Raw genomic sequence first — 15,389 nt, 5'->3', positions numbered from 1 at the left:
CCACTTATCGATAGGTGGGGACCTATTGTGCTTATCGGTGCTTCAGTGTCTAGACGGTCATGACCGGGTGCTTACGTCGGGTGCCAATATCCGCATGCTGCAGGGTGGTGGACGGCCGTCACACGTCTAGTCCGGCGGCAAGGTCGGCTTCTACCGGCAGAAGTGGGGGCGGATCCCGGGCGCCAAGGCCGTGCTGAGCGACAGCCGGTACACCGTGGTCCGCCAGTGCATCATCTACGGCGCGGGCGCCAACTACATGATCCTGGGGCCGGTGGTCGGCGAGGCACCGCTTACCGCGTGGAATCTGAAGGGCACGGATTACCTGCTGCACCCGGACAAGGGCCTGATCTCGCTGTCCGGCGCCGGCGCGGCACTCAGCGGCAACAACATGCTGCTGCATAAGTCGGGCGACTTCACCACCATCAAGCGCTACGCTTACCTGCTGGCTACCGATGCCCTGCGGCCTAAAACGCAGGTGCCCGAGGCGATCGTGCTGAACATGGTAGGGGCGCTCAGCGCGGCGCCCCTGCTGAAGATGCTGGCGCGCGGAGGCGAGTTTCGCAACCTGTTCGCCAAGTTGGGCACCGCCGGCAGCACGCAGACCGTGGCGACTGTCAGCGTCAGCGGATCGGCGGCCATCACGCTCACCTTTGCGCCCAGCAGACAGTTCGCGGGCGTGAACTGGCCGGCTGGCGTCATTTACGCCATCAACTATGCGGAGCGGACATCGCGCTCGCCGTGACCTCCCTGGGTACCGGCGCCAAGGACCTGTCCGTCGTGATCGACATCTAGCGGCTGCACCGCACGCGATCATTCATCAGCCCGCCACGTGCGGGCTCCTTTTTTCCGGGGTCAAAGATACACGAAGTAATCAGCGGTGCTGCAGCCGGCGAGATGCCGACACTGGGGAACAGCGTAGTCGCGCCAGAGTCGACGGTGTGTGGGCTTGACGATACTTGTTGCTCCAAACAGATTTCCTACGATAGAGATGTTGGTGGTCATGAAAAGATCTGGAGGCAAATATGTATCGGCATGAGCGCTCACTGGCGGTTATGTACCCGCTAGGCACAGGAGAGTGGTTGTTCGCCGTAGTCACCGGGCCGCGAGTTATTCACTTCGGTCCATTCGAATCCAGGGATGACGTGGACGAAATTCTCTCCGAGATGTATCCGGATACGCCGATGGTTGAACTGTCTGTGCAGCCAAGGAAGCTAGATAACGACGGCGTGTCGATCCTTGGATATGCCGCAGCGCAGCAGGTAGCGTTTCAATCAGAAGTCGGCTAGTAGCCGCGCTGGCAGCCATAGCCAGCAGCCACTTTCGGGTGGCTTTTTCATGCCCATTGCATGCGCAAAAAAAAGACCGGACCGCGCGGGGGGCGTCCAGTCCGATCCTGCGCAGCGACGCTAAAGGTGAAGCAGCTACCGCTGCGAGGCGTGAATTTAAGGATATCAATGTCTGATATAGGGGACCTCTAATTCATCTGTAGTTGTCGGCCAACGCTTAAAAATATTCAGCGACAGGCCAAGTGCATGCCGCTTCATTCCACGCGCGGTCTTCCGCGCACAAAGCCACCTTCGGGTGGTTTTTTTCTATTCCGGAGTCCACATGGGCCAACAAATCTTCCAGGCCGCCGCCTGCCTGGCGCCGGCGCTCGCGGCTCGCTGGTGGCCACACGTCGAACCCGCACTCTTCGAGTTCGGGATTCTGCCGCCGCCGCGCGTAGCCGCGTGGGTCGCCAGGTCTGCCATGAGTCGCTGGGCTTCTCGCTAACCCGCGAGCTGTGGGGGCCGACGCCTGCGCAGATGCGCTACGAACGCGACCTCGCGGCGTGGCCGCCGGCGGACAGAGCCAGCCGCAACCAGAAGCCCTACGAGCTCGGCAACAGCCAGCCCGGGGACGGCAAGCGCTTCACGGCCCGGGGTCTCATCCAGATCACGGGGGCGCGCGAACTACCGGGCATCCGGCGTCGCGCTCGGCTTCGACCTGGAGGCGGCACCGGCCATGTTCGAGGGCGACGCGTTGGCTGCGCGCTCGGGGTGCCGGTTCTGGGCCAGCCGCAACGCTAATCGAAGCGATTCCGCCTCTGCGCGGCAAACGCGGTCGACCACTATCCAAGCCACTCATCGTTCAGGGTGATCGTGGATACGACCACGACAAGTACCGCAGTCCGCTTCATGCCGCGCGCATTGCCACTGAGATCGCGCGTTGGGCCCAACCGCACGGCAGCGGTCTTGGCAAAACCCGCTGGGTCGTTGAACGAACGATTGCCTGGCTGCACAACTTCAAACGATTGTGCGTCCCCTTCGAACGCCTCGCCACCATCCATGATGGCATTCCTGACGATCGCTTATTGCATCATCTGCTGGCGATACGTCATGTTGTTAGACCCTCCAAGTCCGTGCACCGGGCGCCGCCCCTATGCGGATGTGCGCTGACGGCGCGCCCGCCGCGCGTCGGCGTGTTTGCGGATCATGTCGATCAGCGCACGCAGTCAGGCCGGCACGTGGCGGCGGCCCGGATAGTACAGACAGAGGCCGTCGAGCGGGGGCGTCCAATCGTCCAGCACGCGAACCAGCGTGCCAGCTTCCAGATCCGCGGCGACGTTCCATTCGGTCAGATACGCAAGACCGAGACCGGCACGCGCCGCCGCCAGCATCGGGCCCGGCTCGTCGAGCGTCTTTCGCGCCTTTACCATCGATATGCGACGTTTCGCCGTGCCGCTCGAACTCCCACTGATATATCGCACCACTCGGCATGCGTGAGCGGATACGGCGGTGTGCGTTCAGGCACGCGAGCGCGAATTGGAGCGGACCCCGCTGGCTCACCTGAAGGATTTTCTGGAGGAACTCGACGTTGGCTTCGCCTTCGTCGGTAGTCGGTACATCTGAGCGTCGGTGACGCCATTGTCGAATCAATTGATTGGTATCGAGCCAGATGGAAGACCGAGATTAGCATACCGGGAAATCTCGCGAAAATCGCAGGACTTTCGACGATCACCCACCCCAACACCGGATCAACAAGGCTGGTGCCCACCTGTTAGACTCGCTGGCAGCAATCATAACTAGACGAAAGGGAGAGGGCATGGCTAAGGTCAGAGGGGTGATTATCGCGACGTTGTCTGCACTCGCCGTGGGCGCCCACGCTCAGCCCGCTACTCCGCCAACCTGGACTGAATCGGAATATTTGCTGAGCGGCCTCAAGATTGCCGAGACCCCAACGGAGCTGCCAAGCGAGTTCGAGTTGCCAGCAGCATGGGTGAAAGGCCTTCGCTCGCTGCGAGCGCGTACCGCCATCATCAACCGAGAAGCTGGTGCGTGCCTGACTTTGCGGGCCGAGGCTCGGACGAATGATCGTGAAAAGGCGATGCGCGCCTATGCCGAATTGATGGCGGCCAGAAGCAAACTGCCACCAGAGCAGTTCGCTTCCCTGGAGAAAGAACTCCGTCAAGCCATCGAGATGGTGGGTTCGACCAGTGTAAGTGGGAGGACATGGGTGGCCGGGGAGATACAGGATGGTGATGCGCTAGTTATCGAGCTTGAGTACAGCAAGTACACATGCGATGGCGAGGCGCTGGCTGCCGTTCACTCGCACCCTAAAGAGAGCCTTCCATTGCCTTCAGACGGTGACTTTGCACACTTCTTGGCAAAGAAGGGGCAGAGAGCGAGTCTGGTGGTCCATGAAAGTGGCACCTGTTTGGCCATCAAGACAAAGGCGGCAGATGGCGTCGACCCGTTGATGGCCCGAGCGACGCATATCGCTTACAACAATGGCCTGTCGTTCCGTGAAGCGCGAGCAGGTAGGAAGCCCCAGGTTTCCGACTACGCGCCGGTGACGGCATCTGCTGCGGAGGCGATCGGCATCGGTCTCTATTGCGGCGAGATCGGCTCGCGGCTGACGCGGGTGCCCCCGGCTACGATCGAAAAGAGTGATGGGCTCTACTATCTCGCTGCCAAAGGGTTGGAAATCGCCAAAGCCTGGGTCCCTGGCGGCGACGGAGGTGCGGATGCGAACAGTAGCGGTGGTGCCATCATCGACTTCCCATACGTACCGACGCTGGACGCGAAGTTTGCGGAGTACCTCAAGGTTCGCCTTGGCCCTGCCATCGAACCTGTCCTCCGAAAAGGCGTGTCTCCGTTTGACTTTTACGTCGCTGTACTACGCGCTGAGTCGACGCGGATCTCTTTTGGTGGGAGCGGGGACGGGATAACAACACCAGATGTTCGTGCGAACATCGCTCGGCCCTATGAGAGGACCGGTTGCGCCAGAGAGCCGAGTTCGGGTGGCGTGACTTGCTTAATCATGGCCTACGATCGTTTTGAACCGCATGTGGCGCCCCTTAAGGCGTTCCGTGCGATCTACAAATCCGCGGATGGCTCCTGGGAGCGTGTTGACCTGCGCGGTGGTCAGGCATATATCGAGAAGGACGACCCGCGCTCGCGTTACGCAGGCGATTGTGCGTACGTCGAAGGGCGGTGCAAGCCCAACGGGACCGGTTCCTTGGAGATTAAAGGCGAGCGGGTGGTCGTCGGGCGATTCGAGAGCGGCAACCCGGTCGGCGAGGGTACAGTCAAGCTATTGAAGGACGGGGCAACCTGGCGCGTACGCTTCTCCCCGGACGGATACACCGAAATCGCAAGGGTCCACCAATGAACGCAATCAAGAGCTTAGCGGCAGTGGTACTTGTTTCGTCTGGCGGTGCGGCGCACGCCCTAGGGGGGAAGGTCGAGTTGCGGCGCCTCGAAGCCACCTACGAACTCGCCTCACTTTCGATGCCGTGGGCGACCATCGTCCACGAGTACAAGTCGAGGACTCTCTATAGCAACTCCCTTGGTCTGGGTTGGTGTAACGCGGTTCACGTCAAGGATGGCTCGGCTGAGGTTCATATTGACCTCGAATCCAGGGCAGTGATAGATGGGCAATCGATTACGATCGAGAACTGCGGCACTGGCAAGGAATTTGGAGATGCGAACCGGTTTGAACTCGAGCCGAAGTTCAGGGCATCGTTCAAGGGGCGTCCATTGCGGGAGGTGGCCAACGCCGCGGTGCCGGTCGCTTTGACCAGTCCCGCGACGTTCGAGACCGTTCGGATCGGCCCGAAACAGATCCAGGTATGGCGTCCAGATATGTCGCAGCCCTACAAGGCCTACGGCTGGGATGGAAAGCTGATCTCGGTCGCCGGGCTGAGTGTTCAGACTGAAGAAGGCGGGCGTGTGCAGTCCATAACGGGCCCCGCCGGCGGCGCGATCACCTTCACCTACCAGGGGTCACTGCTTCAAAACGTGAGTAGCAGTGAAGGATTCAAAGCCGTGTTTGACGTGAAGGACAACGAGCTAGCAGCGATCGCCAACGCTTGGACGAAGCGCTACGAGTTTCTCTACAGCCCTACGCGGAACCTCCGGTCCGTCAAATATCCGGACAACACCCAGTTCACCTTCTTCTATGACGAGCAGGCCGACACGGTCACCGGCTTTCTGAATCGCAACGGATGCATGGAGACGTACAGTCACATCAGCGGGCGGGACGTGAATCACTACAAGGTGCAGGCGACGCTGATGTGCAACGGCAGGAAGCGATCGGAACGAACGGTTTCGTTCGCCTTCTCCCCGGACGGAACACTGCTGGAGGAGAAGGAGTCCGTGCTGACCTCCGATGGGGAAGATGTCGGGGATAGGGTCTACCCGAGGGACTAGCTGCGCCAAGTCCAGCAACAGAGCTATTCCAGCGAGGGGCCTCGTAAAGCGCCGAGGCGGCAGTCCGTCGTTGCGCGCACTGTGCTCGCAACGGTGGTGACGTCGCCGCGTATCCGCGAATCGCGTCCGCCACGGGGTAGTCGTGCCTTTCGTGCCAATTCTGGCGGTAGAATCGCGAGGGCCCGCTTGCAACAAGAGGGATGGCCGGGATTCACAAATATGTGAAACTTCAGATAATTTTCCAATCCCGGCCGACCCTCCTGTCGGACTTGAACAAATGATGCGCACGACAGGGCGATAAAACGATTCAAAACCGAAAGCGTAGTTCTTCTACCGCCCCGCAGCTCGCGAAACTGCTCAATATTTAGGCAATTTCTTATCAGATGCTGAAAGCCCGACAGACTCCTAGCTAGCCACCCGCTTGTCTTGACTCCACTAACCTGACAGAGCTGTGCAGTGACGTCGTCGTACATGTCAACGGAATTGCGAATCCTGCGTTTCACCCTGATATCGACGGTGACTGCGACGGCTGGAATGGGGGTGGCAGGCGCGGGATAAGTCGGAGTAATTTCCTCAGGCGAGTGGCGCCTTCCAACGGCGGCGACAAGTATGCATGATAAGAAGAACACCATTCGCGCGTTAGCCAGCTTGATGGCAGCCGGCGTTATCTATTCCGGCTCAGTGTCTGCGCAGACGAACGGCAACAACACCACCGCAGTTTCAGCAGTGTCGATCGCCGACATAGCAAGCGACCAAAAGACCGATGCCCTCATCAAGGCCATTGCCGACGGGGACAAGCTTGGCATCCAACGCCTACTCGACGCGGGCGTAAACGTCAACGTTCCAGCAAGCGAGCATGGCATGCGCCCGCTTCACGCCGCTGCGCTCAGGGCGAACGTCCCGCTCATGAAGGCGCTGATTACGGCCGGCGCAACAATCGACGCATCCGCCGAGGACGGCTTGCGCCCGATGGAGTTCGCTGCCGCAAGCGGGAGCCCCGAAGCGGTGCAAGTGCTCCTGGACGCGGGTGCCAGCCTGGCATCGCCCAAGCCACGGGGTTACACCGCGTTGATGGCGGCGCTTGAGCAAGGCGATGCGGAAATGCTCACGTTCCTTCTGGCCAAAGGCGCGAAGGTCGATGAGGTCAATACCAACGGCGAGCAGGTGATCCATGGGGCGGCGCGACATGATGACACCGAATCGCTGAAGCGCTTGATTGCCGCCGGGGCGAAGGTCGACGTCCCGAATCGCGACGGAAAAACTCCGCTAATGATCGCATCAGCCGCGAACCGCCCGCTGAACGTCAAACTGCTGATGGACGCCGGCGCACGGCCTAGTGGCGCGGACGCCGGCATCGAACTCCTGACATCCGCGGCGAAGAATCGCGACATCGATGTCGTCAAGGTGCAACTCTCCGCAGGCACGTCCGTCGCAGCTGTGGACAAGACCGGTTGGCAGGCAATACATTACGCCGCGAACAATGGCGACGCGGCAATGCTCAAAGTGCTGTTCGCCGCTGGCGCCAAGCCCGACGCACTTTCCAGTGGCAAGGAAGGGCAATTTCAACCGCTTCATCTGGTGGCTCGAGGTAAGGAAGCCCACTACAGCGGAGACCTGCGACGCATGGACGACGCGGGCTATATCGAAGCGACGCAAATCTTGCTCGCTGCTGGCGCCAAAATCGACGCAAAGAGCGGCGACGGCAAGCAGCCGATCCACCTCGCGGCGGAAAACGGCATGACAAGTGTCATGCAGATCCTGCTGGCACGCGGCGCGAAGGTCGACGCTGTGACGCCGGAAGGTAACCAGCCTTTGCATTACGCAGCGCAGGCTGGCCGCCCCTATTGGAACGAAAACCTCTACAAACAGAGCGCGATCATCGACATGCTGGTCGGGGTCGGTGCAAAGGTCGACGTGCCAGGCAAAGACGGCTGGCGACCCCTGCACTTCGCCGCGGCCAAAGGCACCGCCGAGGGGGTGAACGCATTGATTGCGGCGAAAGCTGACCCCAATGCCGCACTTGCGGACGGCATGCGCCCGATCCATTTGGCATCCGACCGCCGCGATTACTTCAACACTGAGGCCGTCATCGCGGCGCTCCTCGCAAGCGCCGTCCAAGTGAACGTGGGCGACGCAAAGGGCTGGGAGCCGCTTCATTACGCGGCGGCGCGTGGTGCCACGCGGACTGTAAAACGGCTACTCGAGGCAGGTGCGAACGTGTCGGCTGTCACGAACGACGGGCATACGGCCATGGACTACGCCGTCACGAGCAAGTCCACCGCGACGCAGGCGCTATTGCAAACCGCTGATGCCGGTCAGCCACTCTCGTCGCCAGAGCAACGAGATGCCGCGCTGATTACTGCCGTGGGGGACCGGGACCCCGTCGAAGTCAAGCGACTGCTCGCGCTTGGCGCGCGTGGCAATGCCGCGGACAAGTATGGCAATCGCGCCGTCAACATTGCTGCAAAGCGCGGAGATGCCGCCGTGCTGAAGGCGCTAGTCACTGCCGGCGCGTCTCTGGAAGCGATACCCAAGAGCGCAGAAAATCCCGGGGCGGAAGCCATCCTCTGTCAGTCCACCGAGTGGTCTGACTCCGGCCAGGAAACCAAGGCATTGTTGGAAGCCGGTGCACGCGTCGACACGGCTTGCAGCGACGGGCGGCAATCACTGCATAAGGCGGTCATTTTAAGACGCATTAATGTGGTCACCGTCCTGCTGGCGGCGGGTGCGGATGTCAACGCACAGGATAAGTACGGCGGCACCCCGCTGCACTACGCCGCGAATGTGAATAGCCCCGGCATCGCGACTGCACTGCTGCGCGCCGGCGCGTCGAAGGCGGTCGTTACGAAGGACGGTGCACGACCGATTGATATCGCCATATCGCGTGAGTCACTCGAAGTAGAGAAGGTGCTGCTCGAGGGCAGTACCCCGGCGCAGATCGCTCAGGTGACATTGAGCGCGGAGCGCTACAACCGCCGCACCGAGATCCAACTCGCTGTCAATAGCGGGTTCTCGGCAGAAGAGCTTGGCTATAAATGCAACGGCGAGCTGTTTGATTTCCCTGACCGATATGACGATTTGGCCAATCCGGCGAACGCTCGCAGCAACTGGGCGCAGGCGTACGGCATCGCATCGCGTTTTGGCGAATGCGTGCGCAACTTTGCTGCACGTCCCGTGGACTTTGCAAGACTTGTCCCGGTCTATTCCTTGCTGACATGGGACGAACGGCGACGCGTCAACGAGAAGTTCCTCGAGAGCCTGAATGGTCTCAAGGACCTGATTCAGATGGGGCAGTCGCGCATCGAGTCGGAGATGCAGCGCGTCAGGGCGTCGCAAGGACGAATGCAGGGCGCAGCCGAAGCGTCACGACGGGCTGCGCAGGAAAACAGCGCATGGGTCCAGACCATCAGCCAGTCGCTGAACACGATCGCCGCACAAATGAGGCCGCCGCCCCTGCCTAATCGGGCAGAGTTCGACCGTATCGTGGCGGAAAACGAACGGCTTGACGGTGGAGGGCCGAGCGGTCGTGGCGGGCCGGGCAACAAGGCGGCTCCGCAGATGCAGTCGGGAGGCGTGGGTGCGGCCAACGGCGGTACCAACGCGCCGGGTGCTAGTGCGCGCGCGGCGAATGGCAGCAACGGGTCCAATGCGGCGAATGGTGCGAACTCCCCGTCCGGCAGCACGACTTCCGCCGCAGCAGGCAATCGTGGCGCAAACGAGGCCTCCCGCGATGCTGGCAAGACTGGTAACGCTGACACGTCCGGCACTTCGGCGTCATCTGCCGGCAAACCAGCATCCGAACAAAAGCAGGCTGACAGCACAAAGACGTCCGGTGGCGCGCCGAAATCGTCATTGACAAGCAGCGGCAACATGGGCGGTATTGTGCTGTACACCGACGATACCGCGAAGCGGAAGGCGGAAGAGGAATACCAGGCGCAGATGAAGCGAGGCATGGCGGAGGCCGAGGCGCGAGAGAAAAAAGGGCAAGCCGACGCCGAAGCCGCGGAGAAGGCTCGCGTGCAAAAGCTTAAGGAACAGGACGAGAAGCGCAGACGTGACAACCCGCCGTGCCAATCGGATGGCCACGCCACATGCACGACTCCCAAATAATGACCTCGAATCCGGATGACGCATTCACCGCCATCGCCGGCACCTTTCGACCCCTGCCGGAAAAGGGCTGGCCCGAGCTTCGCTCGCCTGCCGACGGCGGCCGGGGTACGAAGCAGACGATAGCCCGGCTGAACGATGCTGACCAAATGGCGGGGTTGGATTTGGATGGCGACTCACCGTCGCAGGGACAAGAGAGTCCGTAGCTATGCTGACCGATGTTCGAGCGATATGCAAACCGAAGGTAGCCTTCTGTGCGCGACGGTACAAACTTCGGTATTCTCGTGGAGCGAGGTCATGAAACGACCCGAATGGCGACGAGCGATTGGTGCCTCGCTGTGCGGTGGCGCACTGCTTGCCAGCACGGCTGTGATGTCGTCGCCGACGTCGGACGAATTTCAACGATGCGACGAGATGGCGCGGGCCTCGCTAAAGGTCTGCCTCAAAAAGCACGCGGGACGGGACAGCGACTCGTGTTGGCAGAACGCCCGTAAAAAAAATATCGACTGTTACGCGATGGTGAACAACCAGTACGTCCGTCCGGACCCCGCAAGCGAGGCTGCGCGACGCGGGGCCGCGATGCAGGCAGAGGCGGAGGCCCATGCACGAGCGGCCGCGGCCGGTAAGGCAGCAACGTCGCCGCCAGCCTCTCGATGACTCAGATCGACCGGGCAGGCGCAGTTGTCCCGAATTGAAACAACCTGACACGCTGGCATTGAAGGCGGACGGCGGGCAGTGGGCTTGCGGTGAGAATCGCGACGGACAGCTTGGCGACGGTACGACGACAGCCGGAGCGCAGCCCGTGAAGATCGATGCCGGGTTCGCACAGATCGCGGCAGGACGCACGCTTTCGGCGATGCGGGTCGACGGCAGTTTATGGATGTGGGGCCCGAACAAGAATGGATGCGTGTGCGTGCCAAGTGCGGTTCCGAGGCGCTATCGAGAGGTACAAGAGAGTTGCATTGCCCAACGACGCGACCCGATGGCGCCAATGGCAGCAATGGTTAGGGTACTGGTTTCCGTGGCGTCAGTCCGGTTCGACCGCCGTCTCGCTTCGCGTCACGGATGGAAATGGCGATTGCCTCCTGGACGTTGCCGGCGCCGAGCGTCACGAGTATCGGATGCGGATTGGCTTGCCCAGCGGTGCGATAGTTGTCGATCTCTACGGTCGTTACCTCGCGTTCGTGGACGACGGCGGGCACCACAACTATGACGGCATTGACTTCGCATGCCGAACCTATGTCAAATTCGGCGAGTGCCTTCAGGACAGGCAGGCCTTGCATATTTCGATTCGATCGATGCGACGCGCATGGTGGCGCCGCGGCAATTAGCGAGCAGAGGCTCGAACAGGCATCAAGGGAGGCGCGCAGACGCTTTCAGACACGCTAAAGCATATGAACTATCGTCACTCCCGCATCGACGGGTACGTATTTTTGCGCTGGGCGCAACAGGGGCTTATGCTCAGGGATGCTTTGGTTCATTTAGCGAGAAGGGATGCCAGAATGTTGAAAAAGCCTCGGAACAGGCAAGAAAAGAGGGCGAGGCCAGAAAGCAGGAGTATGTGAGGAATGGCGGGAAACTTCAGGACACCACAACGCCTACAAAGGCCAGTACCGGCACCTCAAAGTAAGAGGAAAAGTGGGATAAGACGCCAATGATCTTCCGTCATCGAATCCAATGGCCCATTGCCGGATTGTTGATCCTGGGGCAAATCAGCGCCGTGGCCTGTGTCGACCCGAGCCGAGTGGTCGAGCGCCCGGTGCCGCGCATTCAGCCGCCGCTGGCTGAACCGGGTGCCCAGCCAACTCCTCTGGAGCAACGTATGCCCGTAGGGGCGGTTTATGCCTATCTGGCCCCCGAGGGTACAGTCGCCAGCGTCCGAGTAATCCGACAAGGCATGAGCCTTCCGCTGGAGGTGCTGAATCGGGAGACGGTTGAGCGCTTGGGTTATCCGGCGGCAGGAGGGGCGTTCGAACAGCGGTGGATCTATGTGCACGCCGCCAGCTACGGCAAAGCCGAATTGCGCCTGAACACGCCTTCCGGCAAGACCTATGCCGTGGTGATAGGCATGATCTATCCGCACGAGGAGCCTGTGGGCGGGCCCCTGCGGCTGGAGGTTGCCGGCAGTGGCGGCGAGCCGAGTTTTGCCGTCGATGCCAACAATAATACCTTGTGGCTGAGCCTGCCTGGCCAGGTGGGCGACGGATGGCGCATGACTTCGGGCGATGAGACCGCCTTCTCGTTAATCCGCGTGGAACAATTGGCCATGCCGTATGGCGACGGCCCTAGAGTTGGGTTGTTCTTGGAAGCCGGGAGATCGGTGAGCAGTGGGGTGATCGAGCTCCAGTCTGTGCCAGCGGGCCTGTTCGCCGCCCGCAAGACCTATCGCTTTAAGGTGAATGCGCGGCCCGTGCCGGCATGCTGAGTAGAGCCTGGTTGCAAGGTGATGAGGATGCAGAAAACATTGAGCATGGGGCGTGGGCGTGTGTTGATTCTGGCGTGGGGCGTGCTGGCGTTCGCCACGGCGCATGCCGACGTGACGCCGCCCCACATCCGGGATGCGTGGGCGCGATTGCGGGACAACCCGAAAACCTACGATCAGACAGACCAGTTCTGCCGTGGCAAGAGGTTGGATGCAGCCTGCGAACTGCCGGGCAACGCGCTGCAAGGCGGCGGGACGGGCGTGTGCCGGTCGTCGGTCAACGACCGAGGCGAAATTGAGCGATCCTGCATCCGCACCACACGCGTGGAGATCGACAGCGACGTTCCGTCCGGCGGTTTCGTGGCCAGCCCGGCGTTGTGCAAGCCCTACATCGACTGGGTGCAGCGCAACGATCCCTCCGAACCCGCGCCCGTGCTGCCCTTTGGCTGCAAGCCTCCGGCGCAGCCGCTCACCGACCGTTTCTGCAAAGGCAGGGCCGTCGGGGATGTCTGCGCCGTGGAGATGCGGGTGGACGGAAAGCCGGAGCAATATCCGGGCACTTGCGCAAATAAGTGGCAGAGCGAGCGCTTCTATTACATGGGTTCTCGGGAGGCCCTGCGGCAGGTCATGACCTGCGGGTCGCCGCCAACGTTTGAACGCCAGTTCAGTCCGGCCAGCTGGCTGGACAAGCTGTGGCAGTAAGGGGGTAGCGTGTCGCAATGGCAGGCGATGGTGCTGTCCTGGCTGGTGGAATTGCCGCTGTTGCTGGCTTTCCTGTGGCGCTGGGGCGTGGGGCGCGCGAGCCTATTCGGTCTGCTGGCCACGGGGCTGAGCCACCCGGTGGCATGGCGGGCGGTTAGCTACTTGTCGCCGCACGACTACACACAGGGACTGTGGTCGATCGAATTGGGCGTGGTGCTGGTGGAAGGCTGGGTGCTGCGGCTGGGTGTTACAGGGGCATGGAGGCCGGCGCTGAGGGCGTCGGCGGTGGCCAATCTGGCGTCTTTCGCGGTGGGGTGGTTGCTGTGGTGAGCCGCTCGCTGGGCGGCTTCGTGGTACTGGCCATCGTGTTGGCGGCACTGGCGCCGGGGCCGCTGTATGTGTGCGCGCTGGCGGTGTTCGGGCTGCCCCACGTGATCTGGGAGTTGGGCTTTCTGCGCAGCCGCTATTTCGCCCGCTGGCCTGCGGCATGGTGGAGGGTGTTGATGCTGGCGCTGCTGATGCACGCGGCGCTGCGGGCCTTGGCTTGGGCTGGCGCGGTATCGCCGGAGGCCCAGCAGGTGCTGGACTTGCTGGCCCTGGCGGCGTTGATGCTGGTGGTGGCCGCCGTGCCCAAGAGGGTGGGCTGGGCGGTGCGGCTGGTGGCGCTGCTGGCTTCTGGCGCGGTGTGGGTGACGCTGGAATGGGGGCGCCTTGGTGACGTGCTGCTGGCGCTGGCGCTCCTGCACAACTTCACGCCCGTGGCCTTTGCCTGGGACATGGCCCGTGACGACCCGCGCTACCGCCCGCAGGCCCTGATGGCGGGCCTGGTTTTCATACTGCCGCTAGGGCTGGTCGCACTGGGGGCCGCAGGTTGGTGGCCAGCGCCATTGACCGGGTTGGGTCTGAGCTGGCTGGATGGGCAAGTACCCGACCTTTCCGGCGCTGCTGGCGGCGTGCTGCGCGCAGCGTTGCTCAGCGCGGCGGTGCTGGCGCAGTGTCTGCACTACTACTACGTGCTGAAGGTGTTGCCCAGCGCCGAGGGGCAACGCAGCGGCCATGCACCCGTGCCATATTGGCTGTGTGTCTGCACTTTGCTGCCGACCGCTGGCATGGCCATCTATTTCATGCAGCGCTTTGGCGGCGCACGCCAGTTGTATGGAGTGGCGGCGGGCTTCCATGCATGGCTGGAGTGGCCCTTACTGTTGCTCACCTTGTGCTCGCATCCATTGCGGGCCCCAGCCCGATCCGATTTTTCAACTGCTAACGGATGAATCCGACCATGCTCAGACCTTCTCTTCTTCTTGGCTACCTGTCCCTCGCGTTGCTCGGCACCGCGCAGGCCCAGGCACCGCGCGTGATCGACGTGCCTGCGGGCAGCTTTTACGTCGTCAACGGCGTGAATGTGCGCAACGGCAATTACTCCACCACCTTCAGCACGCTGAGGGACGCGGACGATCCCGCAGGCGAACCCTTCCATCGCGTCTATAACTCTTTCTCCGATTATCAGAGCGCCTACGGCCTAGGCTGGTCGACAGTGATGGACAGCCGGATCACGCTTGTTGAGTATGGTGATCTCGCCCTCGCCCTGAAGGAGAACGGTGTAGGCGCGACCACGCAATATGCCGTGCAGCCGGGCGGGTCTGGCAGCGAGCGCAGCGAGGAGATGGAGAAGCGGCGCCGGGATATCCAGCTGGAATACAGGTTCCAATTCAACCAGGTCGCCCGGCGCAGGGAAATTATCAAAACGGATCTTTATAAGGAAGCGGTGAAGCGAGGCGAACTGAAGCCGTTCAGCGAGAGCGCGCTGCTTGATCCGCCCTACCCATCGATGGAGTCGGCGATTCCCGACGGCGCGGTGTTCGTTGCCAAGAGCACGTTTCAGGGCGATGCCTGCCGCGAGAAGAGCCGGATCGTGCGCCAAGGCGACAACCTAGTGCGCACTTACCCGGAAGGCTGCGGCATCGCCCGTGAAATCTACACCCTCAGCGGCACGTGCACCCGCGTAGAGAGCCGGGCGGGCGGCGCTCTGACGGCCACGAGGGATCCCGCCACGGGATTGGTGACTTCCATTCAGGATGAAAAGGGCGCGACGATCCGGTTCCAGTACGACGCGAGAGGACGGCTCGTGCGCGAGGCCAATCCCAATGGGAACGCGTATGGCTTCGAATATGACGAACGCGACAACATGACGGCCATCGTCTATATCGATCATTCCAGGAGCCGGATGGTCTACGACAACAAAAGCCGGGTGACGTTGTCAGCCCCGCGCAACCGCCCGGTCGCAACCTTCGAATACCGTAAGGATCCTGACAACCCCGGCATCTCGATCACGCATGTCACGCTGACCCAGGGCGATCAGACGCAGGAGATCGACTACCGGTTGCACTGAAGCCGGAGTCCGCCTCCTCCTGAGCAGTGGGCACGCTCCCCGCTACCTTGTCTCGATATTGCCAAGTTGACAAAGC

General features: G+C 61.8%; 12 protein-coding genes and 3 pseudogenes. 14 read left to right on the top strand and 1 reads right to left on the bottom strand.

Annotated elements, in window-relative coordinates; genetic code table 11:
- Nucleotides 1–190 precede the first annotated feature (190 nt).
- From AC07XB_RS36355 to AC07XB_RS36345, 3 genes and pseudogenes are all read left to right on the top strand, one after another.
- Nucleotides 191–742: a hypothetical protein gene (locus tag AC07XB_RS36355; RefSeq protein WP_492832424.1), complete on the top strand. Its 552-nt coding sequence runs from the start codon at nucleotides 191–193 to the stop codon at nucleotides 740–742.
- A gap of 337 nt (nucleotides 743–1,079) precedes the next feature.
- Nucleotides 1,080–1,286, top strand: coding sequence for a hypothetical protein (locus AC07XB_RS36350; RefSeq protein ID WP_492832422.1), 207 nt, complete (start codon nucleotides 1,080–1,082; stop codon nucleotides 1,284–1,286).
- Between the two features lie 779 nt (nucleotides 1,287–2,065).
- A pseudogene (locus AC07XB_RS36345) lies at nucleotides 2,066–2,438 on the top strand (transposase); the annotation flags it as partial.
- Here the strand turns inward: AC07XB_RS36345 and AC07XB_RS36340 are convergent.
- Nucleotides 2,420–2,795, bottom strand: a pseudogene (locus tag AC07XB_RS36340) (LysR substrate-binding domain-containing protein); the annotation flags it as partial. The pseudogenes AC07XB_RS36345 and AC07XB_RS36340 sit on opposite strands and share 19 nt — an antisense overlap.
- Nucleotides 2,796–3,084: 289 nt before the next feature.
- Between AC07XB_RS36340 and AC07XB_RS36335 the strand changes: the two are divergent.
- The 11 genes and pseudogenes from AC07XB_RS36335 (at nucleotide 3,085) to AC07XB_RS36285 (ending at nucleotide 15,313) form a co-directional block, all read left to right on the top strand.
- Nucleotides 3,085–4,653: a hypothetical protein gene (locus AC07XB_RS36335; RefSeq protein WP_492832420.1), complete on the top strand. Its 1,569-nt coding sequence runs from the start codon at nucleotides 3,085–3,087 to the stop codon at nucleotides 4,651–4,653.
- Nucleotides 4,650–5,693, top strand: coding sequence for a hypothetical protein (locus AC07XB_RS36330; protein WP_492832419.1), 1,044 nt, complete (start codon nucleotides 4,650–4,652; stop codon nucleotides 5,691–5,693). The genes AC07XB_RS36335 and AC07XB_RS36330 overlap by 4 nt, the downstream gene beginning before the upstream one ends.
- A 609-nt stretch (nucleotides 5,694–6,302) precedes the next feature.
- Nucleotides 6,303–9,803, top strand: a complete 3,501-nt coding sequence (locus AC07XB_RS36325) for an ankyrin repeat domain-containing protein (protein ID WP_492832417.1) — start codon at nucleotides 6,303–6,305, stop codon at nucleotides 9,801–9,803.
- Nucleotides 9,804–10,097: 294 nt separating this feature from the next.
- Entirely contained in the window at nucleotides 10,098–10,457 is a 360-nt protein-coding gene (locus tag AC07XB_RS36320; RefSeq protein ID WP_492832415.1) for a hypothetical protein, read from the top strand.
- Nucleotides 10,402–10,644: pseudogene (locus tag AC07XB_RS36315) on the top strand (hypothetical protein); the annotation flags it as partial. The gene AC07XB_RS36320 and the pseudogene AC07XB_RS36315, both read left to right, overlap by 56 nt.
- A gap of 118 nt (nucleotides 10,645–10,762) precedes the next feature.
- Nucleotides 10,763–11,131, top strand: coding sequence for a hypothetical protein (locus tag AC07XB_RS36310; RefSeq protein WP_492832430.1), 369 nt, complete (start codon nucleotides 10,763–10,765; stop codon nucleotides 11,129–11,131).
- Nucleotides 11,132–11,454: 323 nt separating this feature from the next.
- Complete coding sequence (locus tag AC07XB_RS36305; protein WP_492832413.1) at nucleotides 11,455–12,225, top strand: hypothetical protein; 771 nt, start codon at nucleotides 11,455–11,457, stop codon at nucleotides 12,223–12,225.
- A gap of 27 nt (nucleotides 12,226–12,252) precedes the next feature.
- Nucleotides 12,253–12,924, top strand: a complete 672-nt coding sequence (locus AC07XB_RS36300) for a hypothetical protein (RefSeq protein ID WP_492815084.1) — start codon at nucleotides 12,253–12,255, stop codon at nucleotides 12,922–12,924.
- A gap of 9 nt (nucleotides 12,925–12,933) precedes the next feature.
- Nucleotides 12,934–13,254: a hypothetical protein gene (locus tag AC07XB_RS36295; protein ID WP_492815082.1), complete on the top strand. Its 321-nt coding sequence runs from the start codon at nucleotides 12,934–12,936 to the stop codon at nucleotides 13,252–13,254.
- A complete protein-coding gene (locus AC07XB_RS36290) occupies nucleotides 13,251–14,195 on the top strand; it encodes a hypothetical protein (protein ID WP_492832411.1) in 945 nt (314 codons plus the stop codon). Before AC07XB_RS36295 ends, AC07XB_RS36290 begins: the two co-directional genes overlap by 4 nt.
- An 8-nt stretch (nucleotides 14,196–14,203) precedes the next feature.
- The gene (locus AC07XB_RS36285; RefSeq protein WP_492832409.1) at nucleotides 14,204–15,313 is read left to right on the top strand and encodes an RHS repeat domain-containing protein; all 1,110 of its coding nucleotides are present in this window, start codon (nucleotides 14,204–14,206) and stop codon (nucleotides 15,311–15,313) included.
- Nucleotides 15,314–15,389: the final 76 nt, after the last annotated feature.

This window comes from Cupriavidus sp. GW821-FHT02F09 (genome assembly GCF_059421605.1).
Note: the sequence above shows the minus strand (reverse complement) of the source record. Positions and strands in the feature narration are given on the sequence as shown.

Excerpts from the sequence above, each read along its gene's own strand:
- AC07XB_RS36335 (WP_492832420.1), top strand. The coding sequence starts at position 3,085 with ATGGCTAAGGTCAGAGGGGTGATTATCGCGACGTTGTCTGCACTCGCC.
- AC07XB_RS36330 (WP_492832419.1), top strand. The coding sequence starts at position 4,650 with ATGAACGCAATCAAGAGCTTAGCGGCAGTGGTACTTGTTTCGTCTGGC.
- AC07XB_RS36325 (WP_492832417.1), top strand. The coding sequence starts at position 6,303 with ATGCATGATAAGAAGAACACCATTCGCGCGTTAGCCAGCTTGATGGCA.
- AC07XB_RS36320 (WP_492832415.1), top strand. The coding sequence starts at position 10,098 with ATGAAACGACCCGAATGGCGACGAGCGATTGGTGCCTCGCTGTGCGGT.
- AC07XB_RS36305 (WP_492832413.1), top strand. The coding sequence starts at position 11,455 with ATGATCTTCCGTCATCGAATCCAATGGCCCATTGCCGGATTGTTGATC.
- AC07XB_RS36300 (WP_492815084.1), top strand. The coding sequence starts at position 12,253 with ATGCAGAAAACATTGAGCATGGGGCGTGGGCGTGTGTTGATTCTGGCG.
- AC07XB_RS36285 (WP_492832409.1), top strand. The coding sequence starts at position 14,204 with ATGCTCAGACCTTCTCTTCTTCTTGGCTACCTGTCCCTCGCGTTGCTC.